Origin of the sequence: Mycobacterium colombiense, from assembly GCF_001665835.1 — a bacterium.
Classification (GTDB): Bacteria; Actinomycetota; Actinomycetes; order Mycobacteriales; family Mycobacteriaceae; genus Mycobacterium; species Mycobacterium colombiense_A.
The window spans coordinates 75,801-96,859 of sequence record NZ_LZSX01000003.1 but is presented as its reverse complement, the minus strand read 5'-3'; the positions used below and the strand labels follow the sequence as shown (position 1 = coordinate 96,859).

The window sequence follows — 21,059 nt, the reverse complement described above, 5'->3', positions numbered from 1 at the left end:
AACTGTAGAGGATCGCCAGTCATGGCAGGGATTCATCGGGAGCGCCCCGGGGCCGACGACCTCTCGGCGGCGACGGACACCCCCGCGCGGCCCCTGGGCGATGGCGTCTGGATGTCGCCGGGCGTCTCAAACTCCTATGCGGTGGCCACCGACGACGGACGGGTGATCGTCAACGGCGGGCTGGTCTTCGAGGGCCCGTTGCACCGCAAGGCTTTTGCCGACGTGGCCGGCCCGACGCGGGCCATCATCGTCACCCAGGGGCACGCCGACCACTGGGGCGGGGTGAACTCGCTGCGCGACGAACAAACCCAAGTGGTGATGCACCGCAACTACCGGTACTGGCGCGACGACAACACCCTGCTCATGGGCTACCGCGTGCCCAAGACGTCGTTCGCCTTCCAGAAGTTCTCCGACGCCGTGCTCGAACACTTCAAGACCATCGACCCCGCGACCATCGACTTCTCGTTCCCCGAGCCGACCACGACGTTCGACCAGCGCATGAGCATCACGGTCGGCGGGCGCGCCTTCGAGCTGGCGTGGACGCCCGGCGGCGAGACCACCGACGCGCTGGTGGTGTGGCTGCCCGAGGATCGGATCCTGTTCACCGGCAACCTGTTCGGACCGCTGTTCGGCCACGTCCCGAACCTGATGACCATCCGCGGCGATCGGTACCGCGACCCGATTCTCTACATCGAATCGTTAAATACCGTGCTGGAATACGGACCGCGGCGGCTGATCACCGGCCACTTCGACCCCATCGAAGGGGCCGACCGCATCGCCGAGGAGGTCACGGCCATGCGCGACGGAATGCAGTCCGTGCACGACCGCACGGCCGAACTGATGAATTCCGGCGCCGACATCCACACCGCGATGCGCGAGGTCAAGGTGCCCGAGCACCTCGACATCGGCGAGGGCTACGGCAAGACCTCCTGGAACGTGCGGGCCATCTGGGAGATGTACACCGGATGGTTCCGGCATCGCTCCACCACCGAACTCTATGGCGTGGCGCCGGATTCGGTTGCCGCCGACGTGGTCAGCGCCGCCGGCGCCGACGCGCTGGTGGACGCCGCACGCGCCCACCTGGCCGTCGGCCGCGCGGTGCAGGCCATCCACCTCACGGACCTGATCCTGGCCGCCCAGCCGATGCATGCCGGTGCCCGGGCGGTGGCCGCCGACGCGCACGAGGCACTGCTGGCCGACACGGAGAACTTCTGGGAAAAGGCCTGGCTCACCAAGTCGATCAACGAATTGAGGACCTTAGAAAGGGAATCGGAATGAACACCGTCAACTTCGATTTCACCGGCGCTCACGTGCTGGTGACCGGCGGCACCAGCGGCATCGGCAACGCGATCGCCGCCGCCTTCGCCGGCGCCGGGGCTGCCGTCACGGTGACCGGCACCCGGGGCTCGGCAGCCGACTACCCCGAGACGGAGTTGGACGCGTTCACCTACCGCCAGTGCCAGATCCAGGATCCCGAATCCGTTGACGCCCTGGCCGATTCGCTGGGCGAACTGGACATCCTGGTCAACAACGCGGGCGGCCCCTATCCCGCCGGCGACGAATACGACCCGGACGGCTACGTCGCGTCGGTGACGCAAAACATGCTCGGCCCGATGCGGCTCACCATGCGCTGCCATGAACGCCTCAAGTCCAGCCAGGCTCCCGGTGGCGCGAGCGTCGTCAGCGTGGTCTCGATGTCCGCGTTCCGTTCGGCGGTCTTCGTCCCGGGCTACGCCTCGTCGAAGATGGGTCTGCTCGCCCTGACCATGAACCTGTCCCGCCGCTGGGCCAATGACGGCATCCGGGTGAACGCCATCGCGCCCGGGCTCATCGACACCCGAATGACGCACCCGGCCATGGGGATTCCCGAGGTGATGGACGTCGAGATCGGCTTCCACACGCCGCTGGGCAGGCCCGGCACACCCCAGGACTGCGCGGGCGCCGCCCTGTTCTTGTGTACCGACGCCGCCTCGTACATCACCGGCAGCACCATCGCCGTCGACGGCGGATACCTGACGGTCTAGAGCCATGAGCGACATGAATGGACTAGCCAATATCGCGACCGTCGACGACGTCTTCAAACTGGCGGCCCAGCGCACCGGCCTCAGCGAAATCGACTCCGACTCATGGCGGGACGGACTGCAGCTCATTCTCGACGAGCTCAACACCTCGCCGGCCTTCACCCCGTTCGGCCGCGAGCGGGTCCTGGACGATGCCACCAACGCGCTGGGGCGGCGCATGCAGGTGCACGGTTACATCCAGGCGCACCCCGACGTGCTGGACGCGCCCGTCGAGCGGCCGCTGATCGTGCTCGGCATGCCCCGCACCGGCACCACCGTCATCAGCTACCTGCTCGACCAGGACCCGGGCCGGCGATCACTGCTGCACTGGCAGTGCGTCGACCCGATCCCGCCCGCCGGTACCGACACGCTGCGCACCGACCCGCGATGCCTGGCCCTGCTGGAAGAGCAACGCAAGATCCTCGAACTGGTGACCCAGGCGAAAATGCCGCTGCCGCACTGGGAAGACGCCGACGGTCCGACCGAGGACATGTTCATTCACAACCAGGATTTCAAGGGCCTGTCCTGGGACTCGTTCCTGCCGACGGATCGCTACGCGCGCTGGCTGTTCGACGAGGCCGACATGAGCAGCACCTACGAGTACCAGAAGCGCTACCTGCAGGTCCTGCAGTCCACCGCGCCGGGCAACTGGAGCCTGAAGATGCCCTCGCACTCGGTGCACATCGAGGCGCTGCTGAAGGTGTTTCCCGACGCCCGACTGATCTGGGCGCACCGCGATCCGTACAAGGCGACCGGCTCGCTCTGCAACCTGTGGCGGCTGCCGCAGAGCCTGGTGATGAACACCGAGCTGCTGGATCAGACGGAGATGGGCCGGCTGGCCATGTGGCAGATGGGCTACCACGTCGACCGGCCGCTGCGCGCCCGCGACCGCATCGGCGACGAACGTTTCTTCCACATGTACTACCACGAGATGATGCGCGACCCGATGGGCGTGATGCGGCGCATCTACGAGTGGGCGGACGAACCGCTGACCGCCGAAACCGAAGCGCGCATGCGCAATTGGCTTGCCGAGCACCCCCAGGATGTGTTCGGCCTCAATTCCTACAGCCTCGACGAATACGGCCTGACCGTCGAACAGCTCGCGCCGACCTTCGCCGAGTACCTCGATACCTTCGACATCGAACTGGAGGCCACGCCATGAAAGCGTCCGTCGTCACCGGCCCGGGCAAGGCGGAGGTGCTCGACATCGAGCGTCCCGACGTCGGCCCGCGCGATGTGCTGGTCCGGATGCGCGCCTGCGGCATCTGCGGTTCGGACTCGTTCTACATCACCATCGGCGGCATCCCGCCGCGCCAGGGGCACACCCCGCTCGGGCACGAGCCGGCCGGGGAGGTCGTCGAGGTCGGGTCGGAGGTGAGAGGACTGTCCGTCGGCGACCACGTCGTCATCAACCCGATGGCTGCGCCCAGCGGCATCATCGGCAACGGCGGCGCCGCCGGGGCACTCGCCGACTACCTACTCATCGAAAACGCGGTCCGCGGAACGAGTCTCGAAGTGATCCCGGACCACATCCCCTGGGAGGTGGCCGCGCTCAACGAACCGATGGCCGTCGCGCGCCATGGCGCCAACCGCTGCCGGCCCAAACCGACGGACAAGGTCCTCGTGTTCGGGGCGGGGCCGATCGGGCTGGGCGCCGTACTGGCCTTCAAATCCCTTGGCGTCAGCCACGTCGTCGTCGCGGACCTGATCCCCAGCCGCCTGGACAAGGCGCTGCAGGTCGGCGCCGACGCCGTCATCAACTCCGCCGACGAGGACGTGCCGGCCCGCCTCATCGAACTGCACGGCGAGGGCGACGCCGGAATTCCCGGGTTACCCGGGCGCGCGGGCACCGACATCTACCTCGACGCCGCCGGTGTACCCGCCGTCATCAACACCGCGCTGGCCGCGGCCAAGAAGGGTGCCACCCTGGGAATCGTTGGTGTGCACAAGGAACCGGTGCCAGTCGAGTTCGTCAACGTGATGAGCAACGAGATCACCATCCTGGGATCGATGGGCTATCCCGACGAGATCTTCGAGGTGACCAGGGATCTCGTCGCGAACTGGGAGAAGTACGCGCTGATCGTCAGCCACACCATCCCGTTCGACGACGTCGGCGAGGCGCTCGAACTGGCGCACACCCCGGGAGCGGCGGACAAGGTCGTCGTCACGTTCTGCTGATGTCGGCGGTGATCGCGCCGGTGAGGCGGATCAGATCCCGCGGCCCCACCGCGACCTCCCAATGCCGTTTGCCCGCGCTGCACAGCATCCGGTCCCAGCGCAACGCCGTGCTGTCCAGCACCGTGCGCAGCCGCCTGCGCTGTCCGAACGGCGAAATGCCGCCCACCACATAGCCGGTCGCCCGCTCGGCGGCCGCCGGCTCGGCCATGCTCACCCTGGGCGCACCCAACGCCGCGGCGATAGAGGCGAACCGACACGTCCCAATCGGCTCCAGCATGAGCGATTACCGTATAGACGACTTGGCACTGGTACAGGGGCGACTGTCGGCAATTTCTTGGGTGCGCCTGAACGAGTTTCGATGTACTCGAACCGGGCTTCAACGCCAAGCGCCGGGGTCAGCGCCGCTGGCACTGCCTACCGCTTCAGGCCGGTTCAAGGTTTGACAGCGGTATCACCCTAGGGCTGCGTGCGGCCGCCTTGATCAGCTCGAGCGAGTCCCACGGCGAGGCATGCGGATAATCGCCACCTTTAACGGCTCTGCCGCATCACCGATCACAGGGAAGGGGAGGAGTGCCGCGCAGGTAACGCAGCTTGGAGCGCCAGGAGTACCCGGCAGCCACGGCGTAGGCGACAACCACGACGCGAATCAAGGCCCACCTGAGCACGTCGTTGCAGTCGAAAATGAACGCGAAGCAGCCCATGAAAGTGAGAGCAATCGCGGCGAGATACAAGTCGGCGGCGCGGGTCTGGTATGGATCTCTTCGTAAGATCAACAACACCGTCGCCGCCTGGCCGAGTAGAAAGACGGTGGCCACGATGTATAGCCATCTGTAGCACATCTGCCATGGCGATGGGTCGAGGAGGAGAAGGTCAGGAACGTAGCGATCGGCACAGCCCCCATAGAAGAAGGTGAAGACAACCCACGGGATGAACACCGTCGCAGGTATTCGGATGCGGCTATTGATGAACCGGTTTAACTGCCGGTCGGTCATGTCTAACCTGGCCGCAGCCATGTACAACAGCGACATCAGGGCGCAGAGGTAGCACAGGTGTCCGATCAGCTCCTCGACGTTCCACCAGCCCGTGACGCTGTGCAACTTCGGGCTGACCCAACGATCCACACGCGGAGCCGTCAGTAGCGCGTTGAGGCCCAGTAGCAGCACGTTGAGCGTGGCTGCGGTTTCCCAAGGCGTACGCCAAGTGTGGCGGCGAATCCACAGGACATAGCCGGCAGGGAGCAGCGCGGCAGCGGTCGCGAGGGGAACCAAGGGCGGTATGGATTCTGCAAACTGCATTACTTACAGTCTGCGATCGGGCCGCGCCTGGAAGTCGCGCAGCCTAATTGGCCGGTTGTAGTCCCTAGAAGCATCCGCTAACGGGCTATCGTCACGATGTCCGGCGAGCAGCTCCTCCCAGGCAACGCCGAGGACGGCGATCACGCGCAACAGCTCGTTGTAGGTGAATGGCACTTTGGCATCCAGCTTGTTCGCCAAGGATGGCCGACTGATGTCGACGGCTTCAGCCATCCGCTTACGAGACAGCTTCTGCGCGCCCATGATCATCCTGATGCGGCGGGCGAGCACTTCAGGCGATACCAAGCCATAGAGATCCATGCGAGCAACATAGGTCCCGATCAGGCGTAACGTCAAAGTAACTTGCAACCTGGCAGATTAATGAGCAGTCTGCTTTTAAATTGACGCACTGAAGGATTACGTGCATAGTCACGGGGCATGCTGCTCACCTTTATCGACCGGCGCTTAAACGCCCTTGAGCAGCGGGCATCGCGCTTTGTGTTCGGCTAGAAGGTCGCCGCTGTGGGCCCGGGGGGATTCCAACGCCGCAACTTGGGCTTGGTCGGTCGCCGAGCCGAGCGCAGCCTCCTGGACGGAGTGCTACAGGCGGTGCGCGGCGGCGAAAGCCGAGTTCTGGTGGTGCACGGTGAAGCGGGGGTTGGCAAGACGGCGCTGATGGATTATGTGGCGACACACGCCTCGGGCTGCCGCGTGGCGCGCGCTGGCGGTGTCGAATCGGAGATGGAGCTTGCATACGCCGCGGTGCACCAGTTGTGCACACCCATGCTGGATGGTCTCGACAATCTGCCCACGCCACAGCGCGATGCGCTGGGCACGGCGTTTGGCCTAAGGGCCGGTCCAGCACCGGAACGGTTTGTGATCGGGCTGGCCGTCCTGACCCTGCTTGCCGATGCCGCCGAGGAGCAGCCCCTCGTCTGCCTGATCGACGACCTACAATGGGTGGACCGCGCATCGGCCGAAATCCTCGCATTTGTGGCCCGGCGGTTGGCGGCTGAACCGGTTGCCCTGATCGTGGCGACGCGCGCTCCCGATCCCGATCTGAGCACCTTCCCGAAGATCGAGGTCAAGGGCCTTGTGGAGCCGGATGCCCGAGTACTTCTGGACGCCGTATTGACCGTTCGGCTCGATGAACAGGTCCGCGACCAGCTTGTTGCCGAGACCCTAGGCAACCCGCTCGCACTACTGGAATTGCCGCGGAGCCTGGATGTGCAGGAGTTGGCTGGAGGGTTCGGACTACCGGCGGCGGCACGTCGGCTGTCGGCGGCGATGGAAGAAAGCTTCCGGAGTAGTGTGGCGGCTTTGCCTAAGCCGACACAGCGGCTGTTGCTAACCGCATCAGCCGAGCCGAACGGCGACCCAGCACTGGTTTGGAGCGCTGCCGCGCTGCTTGAAGTCGGCACCGATGCGGCAGCACCCGCTGTTGAAGACGGATTGATTGACTTCGGCACCCGCGTGCGCTTTCGGCATCCCCTCGTACGTTCAGTGACGTACCGGTCCGCGTCGGTTGAGGAAAGGCAGAGGGTGCATCGAGCACTGGCAGAAGTGACCGATCCACAGGCCGATCCCGACTGCCGCGCATGGCACCGAGCCCAAGGGGCCCCGGGACCCGACGAGGACGTCGCCGAGGAACTTGAGCGTTCGGCTGACCGGGCGTCTGCACGCGGTGGTCTGGCTGCTGCGGCCGCATTTTTGGAGCGCGCGACGATGCTTACGCGCGAGCCTGCGCAGCGGGCTGCCCGGGCGCTGGCCGCAGCGTCAGCCAAGATCGACGCCGGTTCAACTGACGCGGCGATGGAGCTGCTCATTATCGCCGAAAGCGGGCCGCTCACCGATTTCCAGCGCGCGCGCGTGGACCTGATCCGCGCCCGGCTGGCCTTCGTCACGAACCGCGGCAGCGATGCCCCGCCGCTATTATTGAAGGCCGCCGAACGGTTTGAGCCGATCGATCCCACGCTTTCCCGCGCGACCTACCTGGAGGCGCTGTCGGCGGCCATGTTCGCCGGCCGGCTAGCCGTCGGCGGCGGAGTGGTGGATGTGGCACGCGCGGCCCAAGAGTCACCGCCTCCCTCGACTCCGCGCCTACCCGACCTTCTCGTCGACGGCTTGACCGCGCTCTACACCGACGGGTATGCGGCAGGCCTGCCGCTTTTGCGTCGCGCGGTCAGCGCCGCTCACCCCGCAACGTCGTCCGACGAACAACTGCGCTGGCTGTGGCTGGCCGGCGTCGCGGCGTTGCACATCTGGGATGATGAGAGCTGGGCTGCCCTATCGGCACGCCACGTCGAGCTTGCCCGCGCGGCCGGCGCGCTGACTGAGCTGCCGCTGGCTCTCAGTTCCCGCGCGGTGATGCTTGTGTTCGCCGGCGAACTAGACGCCGCCGAATCACTCGTGCAAGAGGCGCAGACGGTGACAGAGGCAACGGGCGAACGCCTCTCTCCGTACGGCGCGTTGGCATTGGCTGCGCTTCGCGCCGACGAAGCTGCGTTGCGGGAACTAACGGCGACCACGACACGGGATGCGATGTCGAGGGGCGAAGGCATTGGGATAACCGTCCTCGAATGGGCCACCGCGGTCCTGAACAACGGCATTGGCAACTACGAGAAGGCGCTGGCCGCGGCCGGGCGCGCCGCCGAGCACCCTACCGACCTAGGCGCATCGCCGTGGTGCTTGATTGAGCTGATCGAAGCGGCGGTGCGCAGCGCCATGATGGATACCGCAACCGATAACCTTTCGCGGCTTGTGGAGATGACTGGTGCCAGTGGAACCGAATGGGCGCTAGGCGTTCAAGCGCGTTCACGGGCGCTGCTCAGCGATGGTATCGAGGCGGAGCGGAGCTACCGCGAGGCGATCGAGCGGCTGGGCCGGACCCGGATGCGAATTGAACTCGGGCGTGCACATCTGCTTTACGGAGAATGGCTGCGCAGGGAACGCCGCCTTACTGACGCGCGGGCGCAGCTACGCACCGCGCACAACATGCTCGATGCGATGGGAGCGGAGGCATTCGCCGAACGGGCCCGGCGGGAGCTTCACGCCACCGGCGAGACCGCCCGCAAGCGCATCAAAAACGGCCCCGAGCTGACAGCACAGGAGGCTCAGGTCGCCCGGTTGGCGCGCGACGGGCTGACCAATCCAGAGATCGGCGCACGGCTGTTCATTAGCGCACGAACCGTCCAGCATCACCTTCGCAAGGTGTTCGTGAAGCTGGGCATCAGTTCACGCAGCCAGCTTGATCGAGTCCTCCCGACAGACCGTCCACCGCAACGTAGCGGCGGCGCGGCTGCGACTAGGTCACTTCGGTCCGACCGGTTCCGTTGAGCACCGTCGCGGTCACCGTGCTACCGACTGCCGGGCTGGCAGATGACAGAAGTGGGCGACCGCAAATCAGGCTTCTGCTCCCTCGGTGGAAGCGCCGCTCCTGCGTGCCCGTCACCAGCCGATCAAAAATAGAAACGCGCCGTGCCACACCAACCCACGGTCTGCTGTTCGGATACTGGCCTTGGCAGGGTCGTACGCGATGGACTCGGACTCCTACGGGCGAGTGGCAATGAATACTTTTGACTCGACGGTTCCTTCTAAGAATTCGTGCGAGTGGGCTCAGCCTTGCTCCGGCGTTGGACTATGGCGGCGAGCGCGATCGGGACCTTAGGCAATTTCTGGTGATTTTCTCGTCGTAATTGGGAGGGATTTGCCAAAAGCGCGTCGCCGCACAGGGAATCGATGGGGCGAGCTTGACTGCTGCTTCGGCGAGCTGTCGGTTATAGGAACCGGCGTGCACCTCCCTACGAACGCCAAAATTCTGATGCCCATTTGGCTTTCCCTCGTGCCCAGGCCGTACTCCCCCAATCAATAAGAGCCTTGTAGCGATGGACCGCGTTCGCATCAGCCGGTGGCTAGTCATCGTGCTGGGTTTCGGGTGACTGTGAGGACTCATTCCGCCGACATGAGTTAGTTTGGGCCGACATGGTGCGTTTGTGATGGGAGTGGGCATGAAATTGGGTCTCGACGGCAAGCTCGCGGTGGTGACCGGTGCCAGTAAAGGCATCGGCTTGGCGGTCACTCAACGTTTCGTTGAGGAAGGCGCCCGGGTGGTCACTGGGTCGCGCTCAGTCAGTGCCGAGCTGGCCGAGCTGGTCGAAGGGGGAGCGGTCGAGGCGGTCGCCGTCGACCTGGCCGAGCCCAGCGGTCCCGCCCGGCTAATAGAAGCTGCCGGCGATCGGCTCGACATTTTAGTCAACAACGTGGGTTTCGCCGCGTCTCGGCTCGACGGCTTTCTCGGGATCACCGACGAGATGTGGGAGCACACGCTCGATCTGGATTTCATGGCCGGCGTGCGGGCGATCCGGGCCGCAATCCCGGCCATGCTTGCCAACGGCCGGGGTGTGATCGTCAATGTCGGATCCGTCAACGCGCGCCTGCCTCTTCCGATGGTCGTGGACTACAGCGCCGCAAAAGCGGCTTTCAATAACCTCGCCAAGGCATTGTCAAAGGAGTTCGGGCCGCAAAACATTCGCGTCAACACGGTCGATCCCGGTCCGGTAGCTACCGACTTCTGGGCTGGCCGTGACGGGGTGGCGGTCAAGCTGGGCGACGCCAGCGGCAAGTCGCCTGAACAGGTCATCGCAGAGTTCGGATCAAACGCGCTAACCGGCCGCTTCACCAGTCCCGGCGAGGTTGCCGACCTGGTCATGATGCTGGCCAGTGATCGGTTCGCCAACATGATGGGAGCCGGCGTGACGATTGACGGGGGCATGGTCCCAACGCTGTGATCGTGTGCACTGCGCGTGGTCGCGGTCGCCGGAGAAAGACTTTGGCATGCCAGGGATCTCGTCGTGTAAACCCTATAGAGCACTCGGCGCTAAAGCCGTATCTCCGACTATTGGATTCGCGCGGCCAAGCTCGATGATCGGTACCGCGCAGCCGTAATGCTATTCCCTGCAACCACTCTCGCGACGCCATTCTATGATGAACCGCCGTGCAGTGGTGTTAGGACGCACCGTTGAAATCGCTAACTCCACGCGAGGTGCTCGATGTGAGAATCTTTCTCGGCGAAGCGGGCTCTGAAGCTCCTGCAACTTCGGCCACCGACGGTTTGATCGGTCCGGCGAGGATCCGGTATAGGCGGCGGTTTGCTGGTGTGGGTTGTCGAGGTGGCGGGCGATCGCTCTGTTGGCGTAGCGGTCCGCGCCGGCAAGACACCAGTAGCGGGGTACTGGGCCGTCGGCGCCAGCGACTTTGGCGCAGGTGGCTTTGGCCCAGCCCGGGCACCGGCGCAGCTGCTTGTGCGCCAAACCTTTTCGAGGATCGTCACTGTAGGGCTGAGCGAGAGTTTGACCGGCAGCGGATCTTTGGCTTGGCAGACAATGGTGAGGTTCACCGAGACGTCGTCCAGACTGGCCGCAGTCAGTATCGAGCTGGATTGCGGCGGGTTGTGTTGGAGGTGCAGTGCCCCTGGGACCGGATAGGCGGCTCCGGGGTGGCGGCGGCTTGGTCTGGGGCAGCGGCAGGGTGTGGGCGAGGAGTCCAATGGGATCCAGTGAGACTGAGAGTCATCCCTCACGCCGACAAAATTCACATCGGCTGACGACCGATATAACGTCGTGCCTGTGTCGAGCCGGTTCGAAAAAAGGAGTGCTGCAACGAGCCTGACGGGCCGTTCTCTGGAATGCCGCGTGCTCGACGGGTTGCTCGCTGCCGTCCTGGGCGGTGAAAGCCGGGCTCTGGTCGTGCATGGGGAGGCAGGAGTCGGCAAGACGGCACTTCTGGATTACCTGGCCGAACGGGCTTCAGGTTTCCGGGTCGAACAGGTGGCGGGATGCCAATCTGAGATGGAGCTTGTATTCGCCGGTTTGCACCAGCTATGCGCACCGATGCTCGACGGAGTCGACCGCCTGCCTGACCCCCAGAGGCATGCACTGCGAACGGCATTCGGCATGAGTTCGGGCCCTGCACCGGATCAGTTCCTGATCGGATTGGCGGCGCTGGGCCTGCTATCGGACGCGGCGGAGGAACAGCCGCTGCTGTGCCTCATCGACGACGTGCAGTGGCTCGATCGCGCCTCGGCGCAGGCCTTGGCGTTCGTCGGTCGTCGGCTCGGGGCGGAGTCGGTCGGCTTGGTATTCGGCGTTCGGGAACTCGACCAGGATCTGGGAGGAATGCCAGACTTGCCTGTCGGCGGTCTCCCGGCCGCCGAGGCGGCGACGCTCCTTGATTCCGCACTGCCCGGGCCATTGGACCCGCGGGTGCGCGATCAAATCGTGGCAGAGACGGGCGGCAATCCGCTGGCGCTGCTAGAAGTGCCACGAAGCCTGACACCAGCCGAACTGGCCGGCGGATACGGACTTCCCGACGTGGCACGCGTATCTGTCGGCATGGAGGAAACCTTCCGCACCCGTGTCGAGGCGCTGCCATATGAGACCCGCCGGTTGTTATTGCTCGCGGCGGCCGATCCGACCGGCGACTCGGCGATGATATGGCAAGCGGCCGCCCGACTAGGGATCCCCCGCGAGGCAGCCAGACCTGCGGCCGACGCGGGTCTGGCGGTGTTCGGTAGCCGCGTGCGATTTCGCCATCCGCTGGTGCGCTCGGCCGCCTACCGGTGGGCGTCGCCGGAAGACAAACGGCTGGCGCACGGCGCCTTGGCGGAGGCCATCGATCCCGACACCGATGCAGAGCGTCGCGCGTGGCACCGCGCTCATGCGGTAGCTGGACCAGACGAGGATGTCGCCGCCGAGCTGGAACGCTCGGCCGATCAGGCGCAGGCCCGAGGTGGGCTGGCCGCCGCAGCGGCATTCCTGGAACGCGCCCACGTGCTGACGGGGGATCCCGCAAAACGGGCGGAGCGAGCCTTAGCCGCCGCGTCGGCAAAGGCACAGGTAGGTGACTTGGCTGCGGCGCAGGAGCTACTGATCGCGACAGAAGCCGGTCCACTCAGTGATTTCCAGCAGGCTCGTGCCGAAATGGTGCGCGCACAAATCGCTTTCGTGGCGAACCGAGGCAGTGATGCCCCGCCACTGCTGCTGAAGGCCGCCAGACGTCTGGCCGGAATTGACCGGGACCTCTCCAGAGCGACCTATCTCGAATCCTTGTCCGCCGCTGTCATTGTCGAAGGCCTAGCGGTCGGCGGCGCCGTCGTGGAAGTCGCGCACGCGATGACAACGGCACCGCCGCCAGCGCATGAGCCGAGACCGCACGACCTCCTGCTCGACGGTATGTCGGCTTGGTATTGCGACGGATATGCGGCAGCTGTACCACTCTTCCGGCGCGCATTGGTCGGCTTCGAGAGCGGCCTCGATAACAACGAGTTCCGGTGGCTGTGGCTCGCCTGCTTGGCCGCGATTGCCGTGTGGGATGACGACAGTTGGGACAGGCTTTCTCAGCGGCATGTCCGACTGTCCCGTAGCTCGGGCGCGCTCAGTGAGATTCCGCTTGCCCTAACCCTGCGGACGCTCATGCTTGTGTTCATCGGCGACTTCGCCGCCGCAGCACCACTGATAGAGGAACTGCAGGCCGCGGTGCAGGCCACCGGGGTTCGTCTCGCTCCCTTCGGCGCCATGGGCCTGACGGCATATCGCGGTGACCCCACGCCAGCATTGGCCCTCATAGAGGCGACCCAAAAGGACTCGGCCCGACGGGGTGAAGGCATCGCCGTCGTCGCCGATTGGGCACAGGCGGCGCTGAACAACGGCATCGGCAATTACCAAGAGGCGATGATCGCGGCCCAACGCTCCGTCTACCAGGATGGCACCCTGGGGTCGCCGCCGTGGGCCCTACTCGAACTCGTCGAAGCTGCCGTGCGCGCCGGAATGCCCGAGACAGCAGCCGATGCCCTGCAGCGGCTGACCGAACAGACCAGTGTCTGCCGCACCGACTGGGCCGTGGCGGTTGAGGCCCGCTCACGCGCGCTGTTGAGTGAGGGCGAGGTCGCCGAGGGCCTCTATCGCCGGGCGATCGACCATTTTGGCCGAACCCGAGTGCGTGCCGGACTCGCCCGCGCCCACCTGCTGTACGGCGAATGGTTACGCCGCGAGCGCCGCCGCACTGATGCGCGCGAGCAGTTGCGCACTGCCCACTCCATGCTCGAGGCGATCGGCATGCAGGCCTTCGCCCAGCGCGCCCGGCGTGAGCTGTTCGCGACTGGCGAGACAGCCCGTAAGCGTAGCGTTATTGTGAGCGATCGCGAGCTCACCGCTCAGGAACTCCAAATCGCACGGATGGCCCGCGACGGGCTGTCGAATCCGGAGATCGGCACCCGGCTGTTCATCAGCGCTAGGACGGTTCAGTATCACCTGCGCAAAGTCTTCGCCAAGCTCGACATCACCTCACGCAGCCAGCTCGACCGTGTCCTGCCTTAGTAGTCGTACCTAAAATTGCATCGGGGCGCGGCATGACGATGGCGAGCACTGACCATCGCGAAACCATCTTAGCGGGAACGACTTAAACGAGTCAGCGACGATGGCGGAGCCATCCAAAGCCCTCGACCTCTTGCAAACCCGATGTGAGGCAACAACTTATCGTGCTGCGGTGTAGCACGGACGGCTATAGTTATCCGGTCAACCGTTGAACGTCTGACGCAAGGCTTCGATGCTCGCGTCACAGCTCACGTGGTCAACATCAATCGGTCAGTGAGGCATGATACCCCCATGGAAGTAGCTGCGCCACAAATAGTTTCGACACACTATGCTCGGAGTCGCGTCCCTGCCTGGCCAGGAGGCAGGGAATTGGGTTCGGCGGGAGCGGGTTTCCCATCATCCAACGCAGCAGATGGCTAAGTGCTAAGTTAGAGTTGGTATTTGACCAATCCCGCACCAGAACCGGCGTCCAGCCCACACCCAACGTGAGCGACGAAGGTCTGACGTGGCACGACCAAAATCTAAGGAGACGCGAAATGCCCCGCATTGCACCCTCGATCGATTTCTCAGGAGCTGCCAAGACTGACCTCGGCCACGGAGATCGCATCAACCTTGAGATAAGTGCGATTCTTTCTCGCCGACCCGAGGTCGCCACGGCTTTCGGCGAGCTACAAGCCAAGCTGCGCACGAGCGGAACCCTGCCGCCGCGTTTGTTGGAGCTCACCCGGTTACGCATCGCCTACCACAACCAGTGCCGCAGCTGCATGTCCATTCGCTACCAAAGCGGGCTCGACGACGGGCTCACCGAGGATGCGGTGTGCTCGCTGGAGCGGCCCGCCGAGGCGCCAGACCTGTCGCCAGCCGAACGTAGTGCCCTCAAGTTCGCGGACCTCTTTGCCACCAACCACTTGGCAATCGACGATTCGGTGTATGACGACCTGCGAACACATTTCACCGAAGATGAACTGGTCGAATTGGGCGTCAACTGCGCGATTAACGTCGGCTTTGGACGAATGGTCGCGTCCTGGGCCGTCGTTGATGACCTGCCTAAGCTCAACGCCCTCGCGGACGGCCGATTTGCGCCATGGAATTCGGATTCTGTCGCGGCCTCTGGTTAGCGGCAGCGTGCCGAACGGATGCCACCTCGTCGGTCCCGCGCGATCAGAACTGCATGCTGTGTCGTGTCGACGACTGGGATTGAACATATTTGGTGCTGAATGTCCGTTGATTTGCGGCCGGTACCGCCGGGCCGTCGGGCGGTTTAGCCGCAGGTCCAGGTGCGCGGGTTCCGTTGGGGTGGCTTGCCGTTCGTCCATGGTCACCCGTTCCAAGGCGCGCCGCGGCGTACGCGCAGCACGTTGCGGAGGATCTTGCCGGTCGGCGACTTGGGGATGGCGTCGATGAATTCGATCTGGCGGATCTTTTTGTAGGGGGCGACTTTGCCGGCCACGAAGTCAGTGACCTGATCTACGGTTAGTGCGGCGTCGGACTGCGCGACGATGAAAGCCTTGGGGATCTCTTCACCCGAATCCTCATCGCTGGCCCCGACAACCGCGGCGTCGGCGATCCCACGATGGGTCAACAGCAACGCCTCGAGCTCAGCAGGTGAAACCTGGTAGCCCTTGTATTTGGTCAGCTCTTTGAGCCGGTCCCCGATGTAGATGCAGCCCGATGCGTCCACGCGTGCCAGATCACCGGTATGCAGAAAGCCATCGGTGTCAATGGTCTGTGCGGTCGCGGCCTCGTTGCCCAGATACCCTGCCATGACATTGGGTCCGCGGAAGCACAGCTCCCCTGCGTCACTTAAACCTTCAGTAGGAAGCGGGATTTCGGTACCGCTGCCGACATCGATGATCTTGCTCTCGGCATTCGGTACCGTCCAGCCACAGGAGCTCAGCGCCGCCGCCATGCCCAAAGTTCCAAGTCCGCCATCAGGCGGAACGACGTAGCTCGCCGGACTGAGGTCCGTCATGCCGTAAACCTGCACGATGCGACAGCCCAGCCGTGTGGCGACGGCGTTGGCGAGTTCCTCATCCAATGGAGCCGCCGCCGAGGTCAGCGTGTGCAACGACGACAGGTCAAATGAATCGACAATCGGGTGTTTGGCCAACGCCACGGCCACCGGCGGAGCGATGTAGGCCTGTGTGCATCGATGGTTTTGGATGTTGGCCAAAAACTGACGCAGGTCGAACGCGGGCATGATGATCAGCCGGGTTCGGCCGCGCAGCGCGCTGCACAGCAGGGCGGTAAAGCCGTAGCTGTGAAAGAAGGGAACGACCGCGATCAGGATCTCACCGGGGCCCAAGCAGGTCAGCGGCTGTAGTTGAGCGACGTTGGCCACCAGATTGCGATGGGTCAGCATCACACCCTTGGGCAGTCCCGTGGTGCCCGAGCTGTACGGAAGTGTCGCAACATGTGTGGCCGGGTCAAACTGGATTTCCGGGCGAGCCCCCGTAGTCGGGATGGCCGTGTCGTCTTCATCCAAGACCAGCACGTTGGACATGCCTGCTGCGGCCGCTGCTTCCTCGGCCTGCGGCCGTAACTGTTCGGCGGTGATCAGAAGTTGTGGCCGAGAATCCCGCAGCTGTCTGGCGATCTCGTCGGCGGTGTACAAAGCGTTAATGGGCGTTCCCGTCGCGCCCGCCGCATGGATTCCATGAAATGCGACAGCGAATGCCGCGCTGTTAGGCGATAGCAACGCCACCACATCGCCGACACCTATATCGCGTTGGGCCAGAGCAGCGGCGAAGCTATCAATCCGCGCGATCAGATCGCCGTAGCTCAGTGCAATGCCGTTGACGCCATCGACAAGAGCCACGTGGCGCTCATCCACCTTGTCGACATCACCAAACAGGTACTCATAAATGCTGACGTTCGGGATGACCACGTCAGGAAACGGACTCCAAAAACTCATAGTTGCTCCGGGTTTGAATAGCGGGATGATCAGTCCCGGCCGACCGCGATCATCCTGTTAATCAGGCCAATTGGGGTGGAGAAGACAACTTCGTGACTTCCGGGCATTTGGGCAGGCGGGAACGGCCCAAGCCGGTCGACATCCGCGATGTCGGCCGCCACTTCCGCGCCCTGGGCGGCCATTGCGCGAGCCTTCGCGCTGTCCGGGTTTCGCGTGATGGCCCGCAGTCGCAGATCCTGCGCACCGGTGGCCCCGATGACCGTGTTGACTTTCGTCCTCACATCCTCTCCACAACCGATTAGATGGTCACAACGCAGGTACCCACGCCACATGCTGGGTTTCAGTAATCAGGTTGAAACCAATCGGGCCTCGGTTGCATCAGCCAGTGGCCAGTCATTGTGCGCGGACACGCCTGCGGTTTGCGGGGCCAATGACCCAGAACCGCAGGTAACCGGCGAGCTTTAGTGAGGTCCTTCCGAGAAAAGATCTCCGTCGATTGGAACGAACGGCCCTCGACCGGCGACAGGGACAGCAGGTGTGCCGGACGAGGGCTTTGGAGTTTCCCTTCACTAGTCGCCGCGCACCCGCCTGGCGCACGGCGGGATCCAAAATGCAACGCCCACTGGATGATTAGGCGTGCTCATTAAAGCGCGAATCGAACCGTCGCCAGCCCAATAGCCAGAGGCTGGCCGTGGTGACTAGCCACTGGCCGATGCAAAGGTAGACCGATTGGTTGCAGCCTCTTATTCATTGAAGGATTGCTCGGGGGTGTTTCGCCCAAAAGCGGGAGCGTTGAGATGGGCGGTATTGACAACGGTGCGGCGGACTGGCCCGGCGCGAAACTGCGAGTCCCTGCTCGACAGAGACAACTGCGATGAGCCCCCGGGATTCCTGCCTTGATGGCAGTTCGCGCGCCGGACACCACCCGAAGCTAGTCGCGGCAACCGTCAACCATCGAGGCGAGGACATCGAGGTCCAGGCCTATGAAGGTGAAGTCTCCGGATGCCAAGACGCCATTGCTGCGGCCCAACGCGAAGCTGACTGCGTTTTTGCGGACCACCTACCATCGGCTCCATCGTTGCCGAATTCGCGACTAGAGGGATCTTTGCCCCTGGACCTCGCAGAGCTACTGGGCCAGGCGCATGCGGAGCCGTCCAATGTTGCGGCGACCGATCACGGTCAGGGGGCACGCATTATTCGGCGCAAGCTGATGGTTCCGGATACTCTGGGCGCGACACCACGTGACCGGCTTGATCGGTTGCTTCGCCAGCAGGTTGACACCCACCGGGTGGTTGCGGTCACGGCGACTGCCGGAGCGGGCAAGTCGGTGGCGGTTGCCCACGCCAGCCGCAAATTTGACAGGCCGGTAGCCTGGCTGAGCCTCGATGGCACTGACGTCATCCCTGGGCGACTGCTGACGTACTTGGAGGAGGCGCTGGCGGCGCAGCTGCCGTGGGTGCGGGGAATAGCCACAGGTGCATTGGCAGCCGGGATCCCCGCCGCGGAGGCGGCGGGCCTGCTCGTGGAAGGGGCTTCGGATGCGCAGGTCGTCTTTGTTCTAGACGATCTGGCGCGTCTACAGGAAGCGGTACAGGCGTGGCAGATCATCGCCGCGATGGTGCGCTACGCCCCGCCGAGCATGCGCCTGGTTTTGATCAGCCGCCGCGCCCTGCCGGCCGCAGTGTGGCTTTCAAGCGCGCTTGACGCCGAGATGGCACGGGTGAGCGATGCCGATCTGGCGTTCACCGTGCAGGAAGCCGATGCCGCCCTGCGGGGGTGGGGCCGCTCGGCTGCCGGTGTCACGGCTGCGGTCGCGGCGAGCGGGGGCTGGGTAGCCGGAGTGCTGATTGATGGGTGTCGTTCCCCCGAGCGTTCGGGCCACGGCGGCAGCGCAACCAGCGATGTCGGGGATTACGTCGCCGCGCACATCCTGGGTGAGCTCGGCGTCCAAGATCGCGAGTTCCTCATCAGCACCTCGGTGTTGGAGGAAGTGACGGTGGAGTCGGCGCTGGCACTGGGCATAGACGACGCGGCGGCACGGCTGTCGTCGCTGCAGTCTGCGGCCATCCCGGCGGAATGGTCACTGGAATCGCGCGCGATGCGCTGCCATCCGCAGTTTCGGGAGCATTTGCGCGAGCTGCTGGATCATCGCGGACGCGCGGCGGTCTGCCAGTTGCGCTCCGCTTATGGAAGGTTGTTGGCTGGCAAAGGTTTTCACGAAGAGGCGGTCAACGAATTGCTGGCCGCCGGGGCATTGAGCGACGCGTTAACCTCGGCCAGGCATGCGATTTTCAGGGTCATCGGGCGTCTGGACTTCGCCATTGCGGAGCGTTGGATCGCGGCGCTGTCGGACGTTGTGCCGGTCGACGACGCCGGATTAGCCGACGCCGAGCTGATGCTGGCGGCGACGCGCGACGACGTACGCGTCGGCGCACGCATCGCTGATCAGCTTGCTGAAGGTGGGCGGCGCGAGCAGCTGGCGGCAACTTCTGAACGCGCAGCCGCGCTGATGGGGTGGTGCTATGGGTTCGCCGGACGCCTCGATGAGGCGCGCGAGGTGCTCGATTCGGCACCGGACGGTCATGGCCGGGACGTCGCGCGGTATGCGCTCGCACTTTTCGACGATTCGAGCGCCGCTGCTGCGAGACCTGAGGCCACCGGCGGTCCACTGGACGGGTTGCTTTACAGCGTCGATTACCTTGTCGGTCGGCTACGCGAGCTGGCCGACGATCCGCCCTCGCCCATGACGGCGGTTGCCATGGGTCCCGGCAGGATCGGCGCTCTGCGCGCCACCGGACGCACCGCTGCAGCGCTCCAGGAGTACGAGGCGGCGCGATGTCGCGGTTATTTCGCGACCCTTCTGGAATGTTGCATCGGCCCCGATGTGTTGTTCGATGCTGGAAGAGTAGATGATGCCCGAGCAGCACTAGCCCGGGGCCGCTTATTGGCCCGCGAAAGTGCTTCCCCTGCATGGATTGCGTTGCAGCACATAGCAGCGGCGAAGTTCGCGCTGCGAGCCGACCGCGATACCACGAGCGCTACCGCGACGCTGGACGAGATCGACAGCGATCCGGCCGCCAAGGACTATCCACTGGTGCGTGAGTGGGCTCAGACATGGTTGGGGTTGGCGGCACTTCTCCAGAACCACGATGCCACGGCCCTGTCCTCGCTGCGGGCTGCAGTCGCCGGCATGTGCGCCAGTGGGCGGATCCTGGAATTGCCCACGGCAGCAGTATATCTGGCGGAGGCCGAGTGGCGGGCTGGCAACCAAGACGCCGCCGACCATGCCGCCGACGTCGCCCTGAATGCCGCGGTCCAGCAGGGATCCAACCATGTGTTGTTGCAAGCGTTGACAGACTTTCCGGCGGTGGTGGCGCGCCGTATCGATGCCGAAGCCCACGCTGACTCGCCATGGCACGCTGTTGGGCGCGTGCTGGCAGCCCAGGGCATCTCGGTAGGAACCCGCATCCCCACGGCCATCGAGCTGGTCGAGTTCGGCAGTATCGCGATCATGCTCGACGGCAAGGAGGTGCGCCCGAGGATCGCGAAATGTTATGAATTATTGGGTTTTATGGCCGCACGAAACGGCGCTCCGGTGAGTCGCGACGAACTGCTCAACGCCCTGTTTGATGCACGCGATGATGAATCCGCCCGCGCCTACCTGCGCCAAACTGTCACTGGCGTGCGCCGTCTGCTGCCCGAAAGTGCCCTGACCACTTCTAAAGACGGCCGCATCGGGCTTAGCCCCGACGTTGTGGTGGCTAGCGAATCAGCACGCCTCGAGACGGAACTGGCTGGCGCCCTGCGATTGCAGGGCAGTGAACTGGTCGACGCAGCCGAGCATGCGTTAGGCGTGCTGGCCCGTGGTGACTACCTTCCGGGCGTGGGCTCCGCCTGGGTTGATGAACGCCGCCAACACCTGGCCGAACTGGCCACTAGTGTCCGTTCCGCTGCCGCCGACGCAGCCTATGCCGTCGGCCGCTACCCCGACGCTCAACGCCTGGCCGAAGCCGTCCTGGCCGCCGATCCGTTACGGGAAGCTATGTGGCGCATCAGCATGCGCATTCGTAGCGCTATCGGGGACTACGACGGTGTCATCACCACGTTTGGCCAGTGCGAACGGGCCCTGAGCGCGGCAGGCACCCGCCCCACAGCGAGCACGCGCGCGCTGCTGGATCGGTTGCGCCGCTGAGCGCGAATCGCAGGGGCTTTTGGTGGATTGCCGTCGACTCGGTCCGCCTGATAT

14 protein-coding genes and 1 pseudogene are annotated in these 21,059 nt (G+C 64.5%); 9 read left to right on the top strand and 6 right to left on the bottom strand.

Features of this window, described 5'->3' with window-relative positions; translation table 11 throughout:
* Positions 1 to 21 precede the first annotated feature (21 nt).
* The 4 genes from A5760_RS00600 to A5760_RS00585 are packed head-to-tail and all read left to right on the top strand — an operon-like array spanning position 22 to position 4,238.
* Positions 22 to 1,278 carry an alkyl sulfatase dimerization domain-containing protein gene (locus A5760_RS00600; RefSeq protein WP_064877137.1) on the top strand — a complete coding sequence of 419 codons (1,257 nt, stop codon included), beginning with the start codon at positions 22 to 24 and terminating at the stop codon, positions 1,276 to 1,278.
* On the top strand, positions 1,275 to 2,024 hold the full coding sequence (locus A5760_RS00595) for an SDR family NAD(P)-dependent oxidoreductase (protein ID WP_064877136.1): 750 nt from the start codon (positions 1,275 to 1,277) through the stop codon (positions 2,022 to 2,024). The genes A5760_RS00600 and A5760_RS00595 overlap by 4 nt, the downstream gene beginning before the upstream one ends.
* 13 nt (positions 2,025 to 2,037) lie before the next feature.
* The gene (locus tag A5760_RS00590) at positions 2,038 to 3,222 is read left to right on the top strand and encodes a sulfotransferase family protein (protein ID WP_064877179.1); all 1,185 of its coding nucleotides are present in this window, start codon (positions 2,038 to 2,040) and stop codon (positions 3,220 to 3,222) included.
* Positions 3,219 to 4,238, top strand: a complete 1,020-nt coding sequence (locus tag A5760_RS00585) for a zinc-dependent alcohol dehydrogenase (protein WP_064877135.1) — start codon at positions 3,219 to 3,221, stop codon at positions 4,236 to 4,238. Before A5760_RS00590 ends, A5760_RS00585 begins: the two co-directional genes overlap by 4 nt.
* Here A5760_RS00585 and A5760_RS00580 read toward each other — a convergent pair.
* From A5760_RS00580 to A5760_RS00570, 3 genes and pseudogenes are all read right to left on the bottom strand, one after another.
* Positions 4,225 to 4,482 (bottom strand): annotated as a pseudogene (locus A5760_RS00580) (YbaK/EbsC family protein); the annotation flags it as partial. The gene A5760_RS00585 and the pseudogene A5760_RS00580 sit on opposite strands and share 14 nt — an antisense overlap.
* A 301-nt stretch (positions 4,483 to 4,783) precedes the next feature.
* Entirely contained in the window at positions 4,784 to 5,533 is a 750-nt protein-coding gene (locus tag A5760_RS00575) for a hypothetical protein (protein ID WP_064877134.1), read from the bottom strand.
* Positions 5,534 to 5,536: 3 nt separating this feature from the next.
* Complete coding sequence (locus tag A5760_RS00570; protein WP_064877133.1) at positions 5,537 to 5,851, bottom strand: helix-turn-helix domain-containing protein; 315 nt, start codon at positions 5,849 to 5,851, stop codon at positions 5,537 to 5,539.
* A 201-nt stretch (positions 5,852 to 6,052) separates the two neighbouring features.
* Here A5760_RS00570 and A5760_RS00565 point away from each other — a divergent pair, with 201 nt between their 5' ends.
* The 4 genes from A5760_RS00565 (at position 6,053) to A5760_RS00550 (ending at position 15,017) form a co-directional block, all read left to right on the top strand.
* Positions 6,053 to 8,866 (top strand): helix-turn-helix transcriptional regulator, encoded by a 2,814-nt coding sequence (locus A5760_RS00565; RefSeq protein WP_155764151.1) that lies wholly within the window; start codon positions 6,053 to 6,055, stop codon positions 8,864 to 8,866.
* A gap of 671 nt (positions 8,867 to 9,537) precedes the next feature.
* A complete protein-coding gene (locus A5760_RS00560; RefSeq protein ID WP_064877132.1) occupies positions 9,538 to 10,317 on the top strand; it encodes an SDR family oxidoreductase in 780 nt (259 codons plus the stop codon).
* An 837-nt stretch (positions 10,318 to 11,154) separates the two neighbouring features.
* A complete protein-coding gene (locus tag A5760_RS00555) occupies positions 11,155 to 13,902 on the top strand; it encodes a helix-turn-helix transcriptional regulator (RefSeq protein ID WP_155764150.1) in 2,748 nt (915 codons plus the stop codon).
* 533 nt (positions 13,903 to 14,435) lie between these two features.
* Positions 14,436 to 15,017 carry a carboxymuconolactone decarboxylase family protein gene (locus A5760_RS00550; protein WP_064877131.1) on the top strand — a complete coding sequence of 194 codons (582 nt, stop codon included), beginning with the start codon at positions 14,436 to 14,438 and terminating at the stop codon, positions 15,015 to 15,017.
* Positions 15,018 to 15,217: 200 nt separating this feature from the next.
* On the opposite strand, the gene A5760_RS00545 is transcribed toward A5760_RS00550, so the two are convergent.
* The 3 genes from A5760_RS00545 to A5760_RS27505 form a co-directional block, all read right to left on the bottom strand.
* Complete coding sequence (locus A5760_RS00545; RefSeq protein ID WP_064877130.1) at positions 15,218 to 16,813, bottom strand: AMP-binding protein; 1,596 nt, start codon at positions 16,811 to 16,813, stop codon at positions 15,218 to 15,220.
* A gap of 29 nt (positions 16,814 to 16,842) precedes the next feature.
* The gene (locus A5760_RS00540; protein WP_064877129.1) at positions 16,843 to 17,094 is read right to left on the bottom strand and encodes a hypothetical protein; all 252 of its coding nucleotides are present in this window, start codon (positions 17,092 to 17,094) and stop codon (positions 16,843 to 16,845) included.
* A gap of 650 nt (positions 17,095 to 17,744) precedes the next feature.
* Positions 17,745 to 17,873: a hypothetical protein gene (locus tag A5760_RS27505; protein WP_269198340.1), complete on the bottom strand. Its 129-nt coding sequence runs from the start codon at positions 17,871 to 17,873 to the stop codon at positions 17,745 to 17,747.
* Between the two features lie 45 nt (positions 17,874 to 17,918).
* On the opposite strand from A5760_RS27505, the gene A5760_RS00535 reads away from it, so the two are divergent.
* On the top strand, positions 17,919 to 21,005 hold the full coding sequence (locus tag A5760_RS00535) for a BTAD domain-containing putative transcriptional regulator (protein WP_064877128.1): 3,087 nt from the start codon (positions 17,919 to 17,921) through the stop codon (positions 21,003 to 21,005).
* Positions 21,006 to 21,059 lie beyond the last annotated feature (54 nt).

What these genes read in the sequence shown, in the direction of transcription:
- A5760_RS00545 (WP_064877130.1), bottom strand. Translation starts at nt 16,813, where the DNA reads ATGAGTTTTTGGAGTCCGTTTCCTGACGTGGTCATCCCGAACGTCAGC.
- A5760_RS00595 (WP_064877136.1), top strand. Translation starts at nt 1,275, where the DNA reads ATGAACACCGTCAACTTCGATTTCACCGGCGCTCACGTGCTGGTGACC.
- A5760_RS00550 (WP_064877131.1), top strand. Translation starts at nt 14,436, where the DNA reads ATGCCCCGCATTGCACCCTCGATCGATTTCTCAGGAGCTGCCAAGACT.
- A5760_RS00585 (WP_064877135.1), top strand. Translation starts at nt 3,219, where the DNA reads ATGAAAGCGTCCGTCGTCACCGGCCCGGGCAAGGCGGAGGTGCTCGAC.
- A5760_RS00575 (WP_064877134.1), bottom strand. Translation starts at nt 5,533, where the DNA reads ATGCAGTTTGCAGAATCCATACCGCCCTTGGTTCCCCTCGCGACCGCT.
- A5760_RS00600 (WP_064877137.1), top strand. Translation starts at nt 22, where the DNA reads ATGGCAGGGATTCATCGGGAGCGCCCCGGGGCCGACGACCTCTCGGCG.
- A5760_RS00570 (WP_064877133.1), bottom strand. Translation starts at nt 5,851, where the DNA reads ATGGATCTCTATGGCTTGGTATCGCCTGAAGTGCTCGCCCGCCGCATC.
- A5760_RS00560 (WP_064877132.1), top strand. Translation starts at nt 9,538, where the DNA reads ATGAAATTGGGTCTCGACGGCAAGCTCGCGGTGGTGACCGGTGCCAGT.
- A5760_RS00590 (WP_064877179.1), top strand. Translation starts at nt 2,038, where the DNA reads ATGAATGGACTAGCCAATATCGCGACCGTCGACGACGTCTTCAAACTG.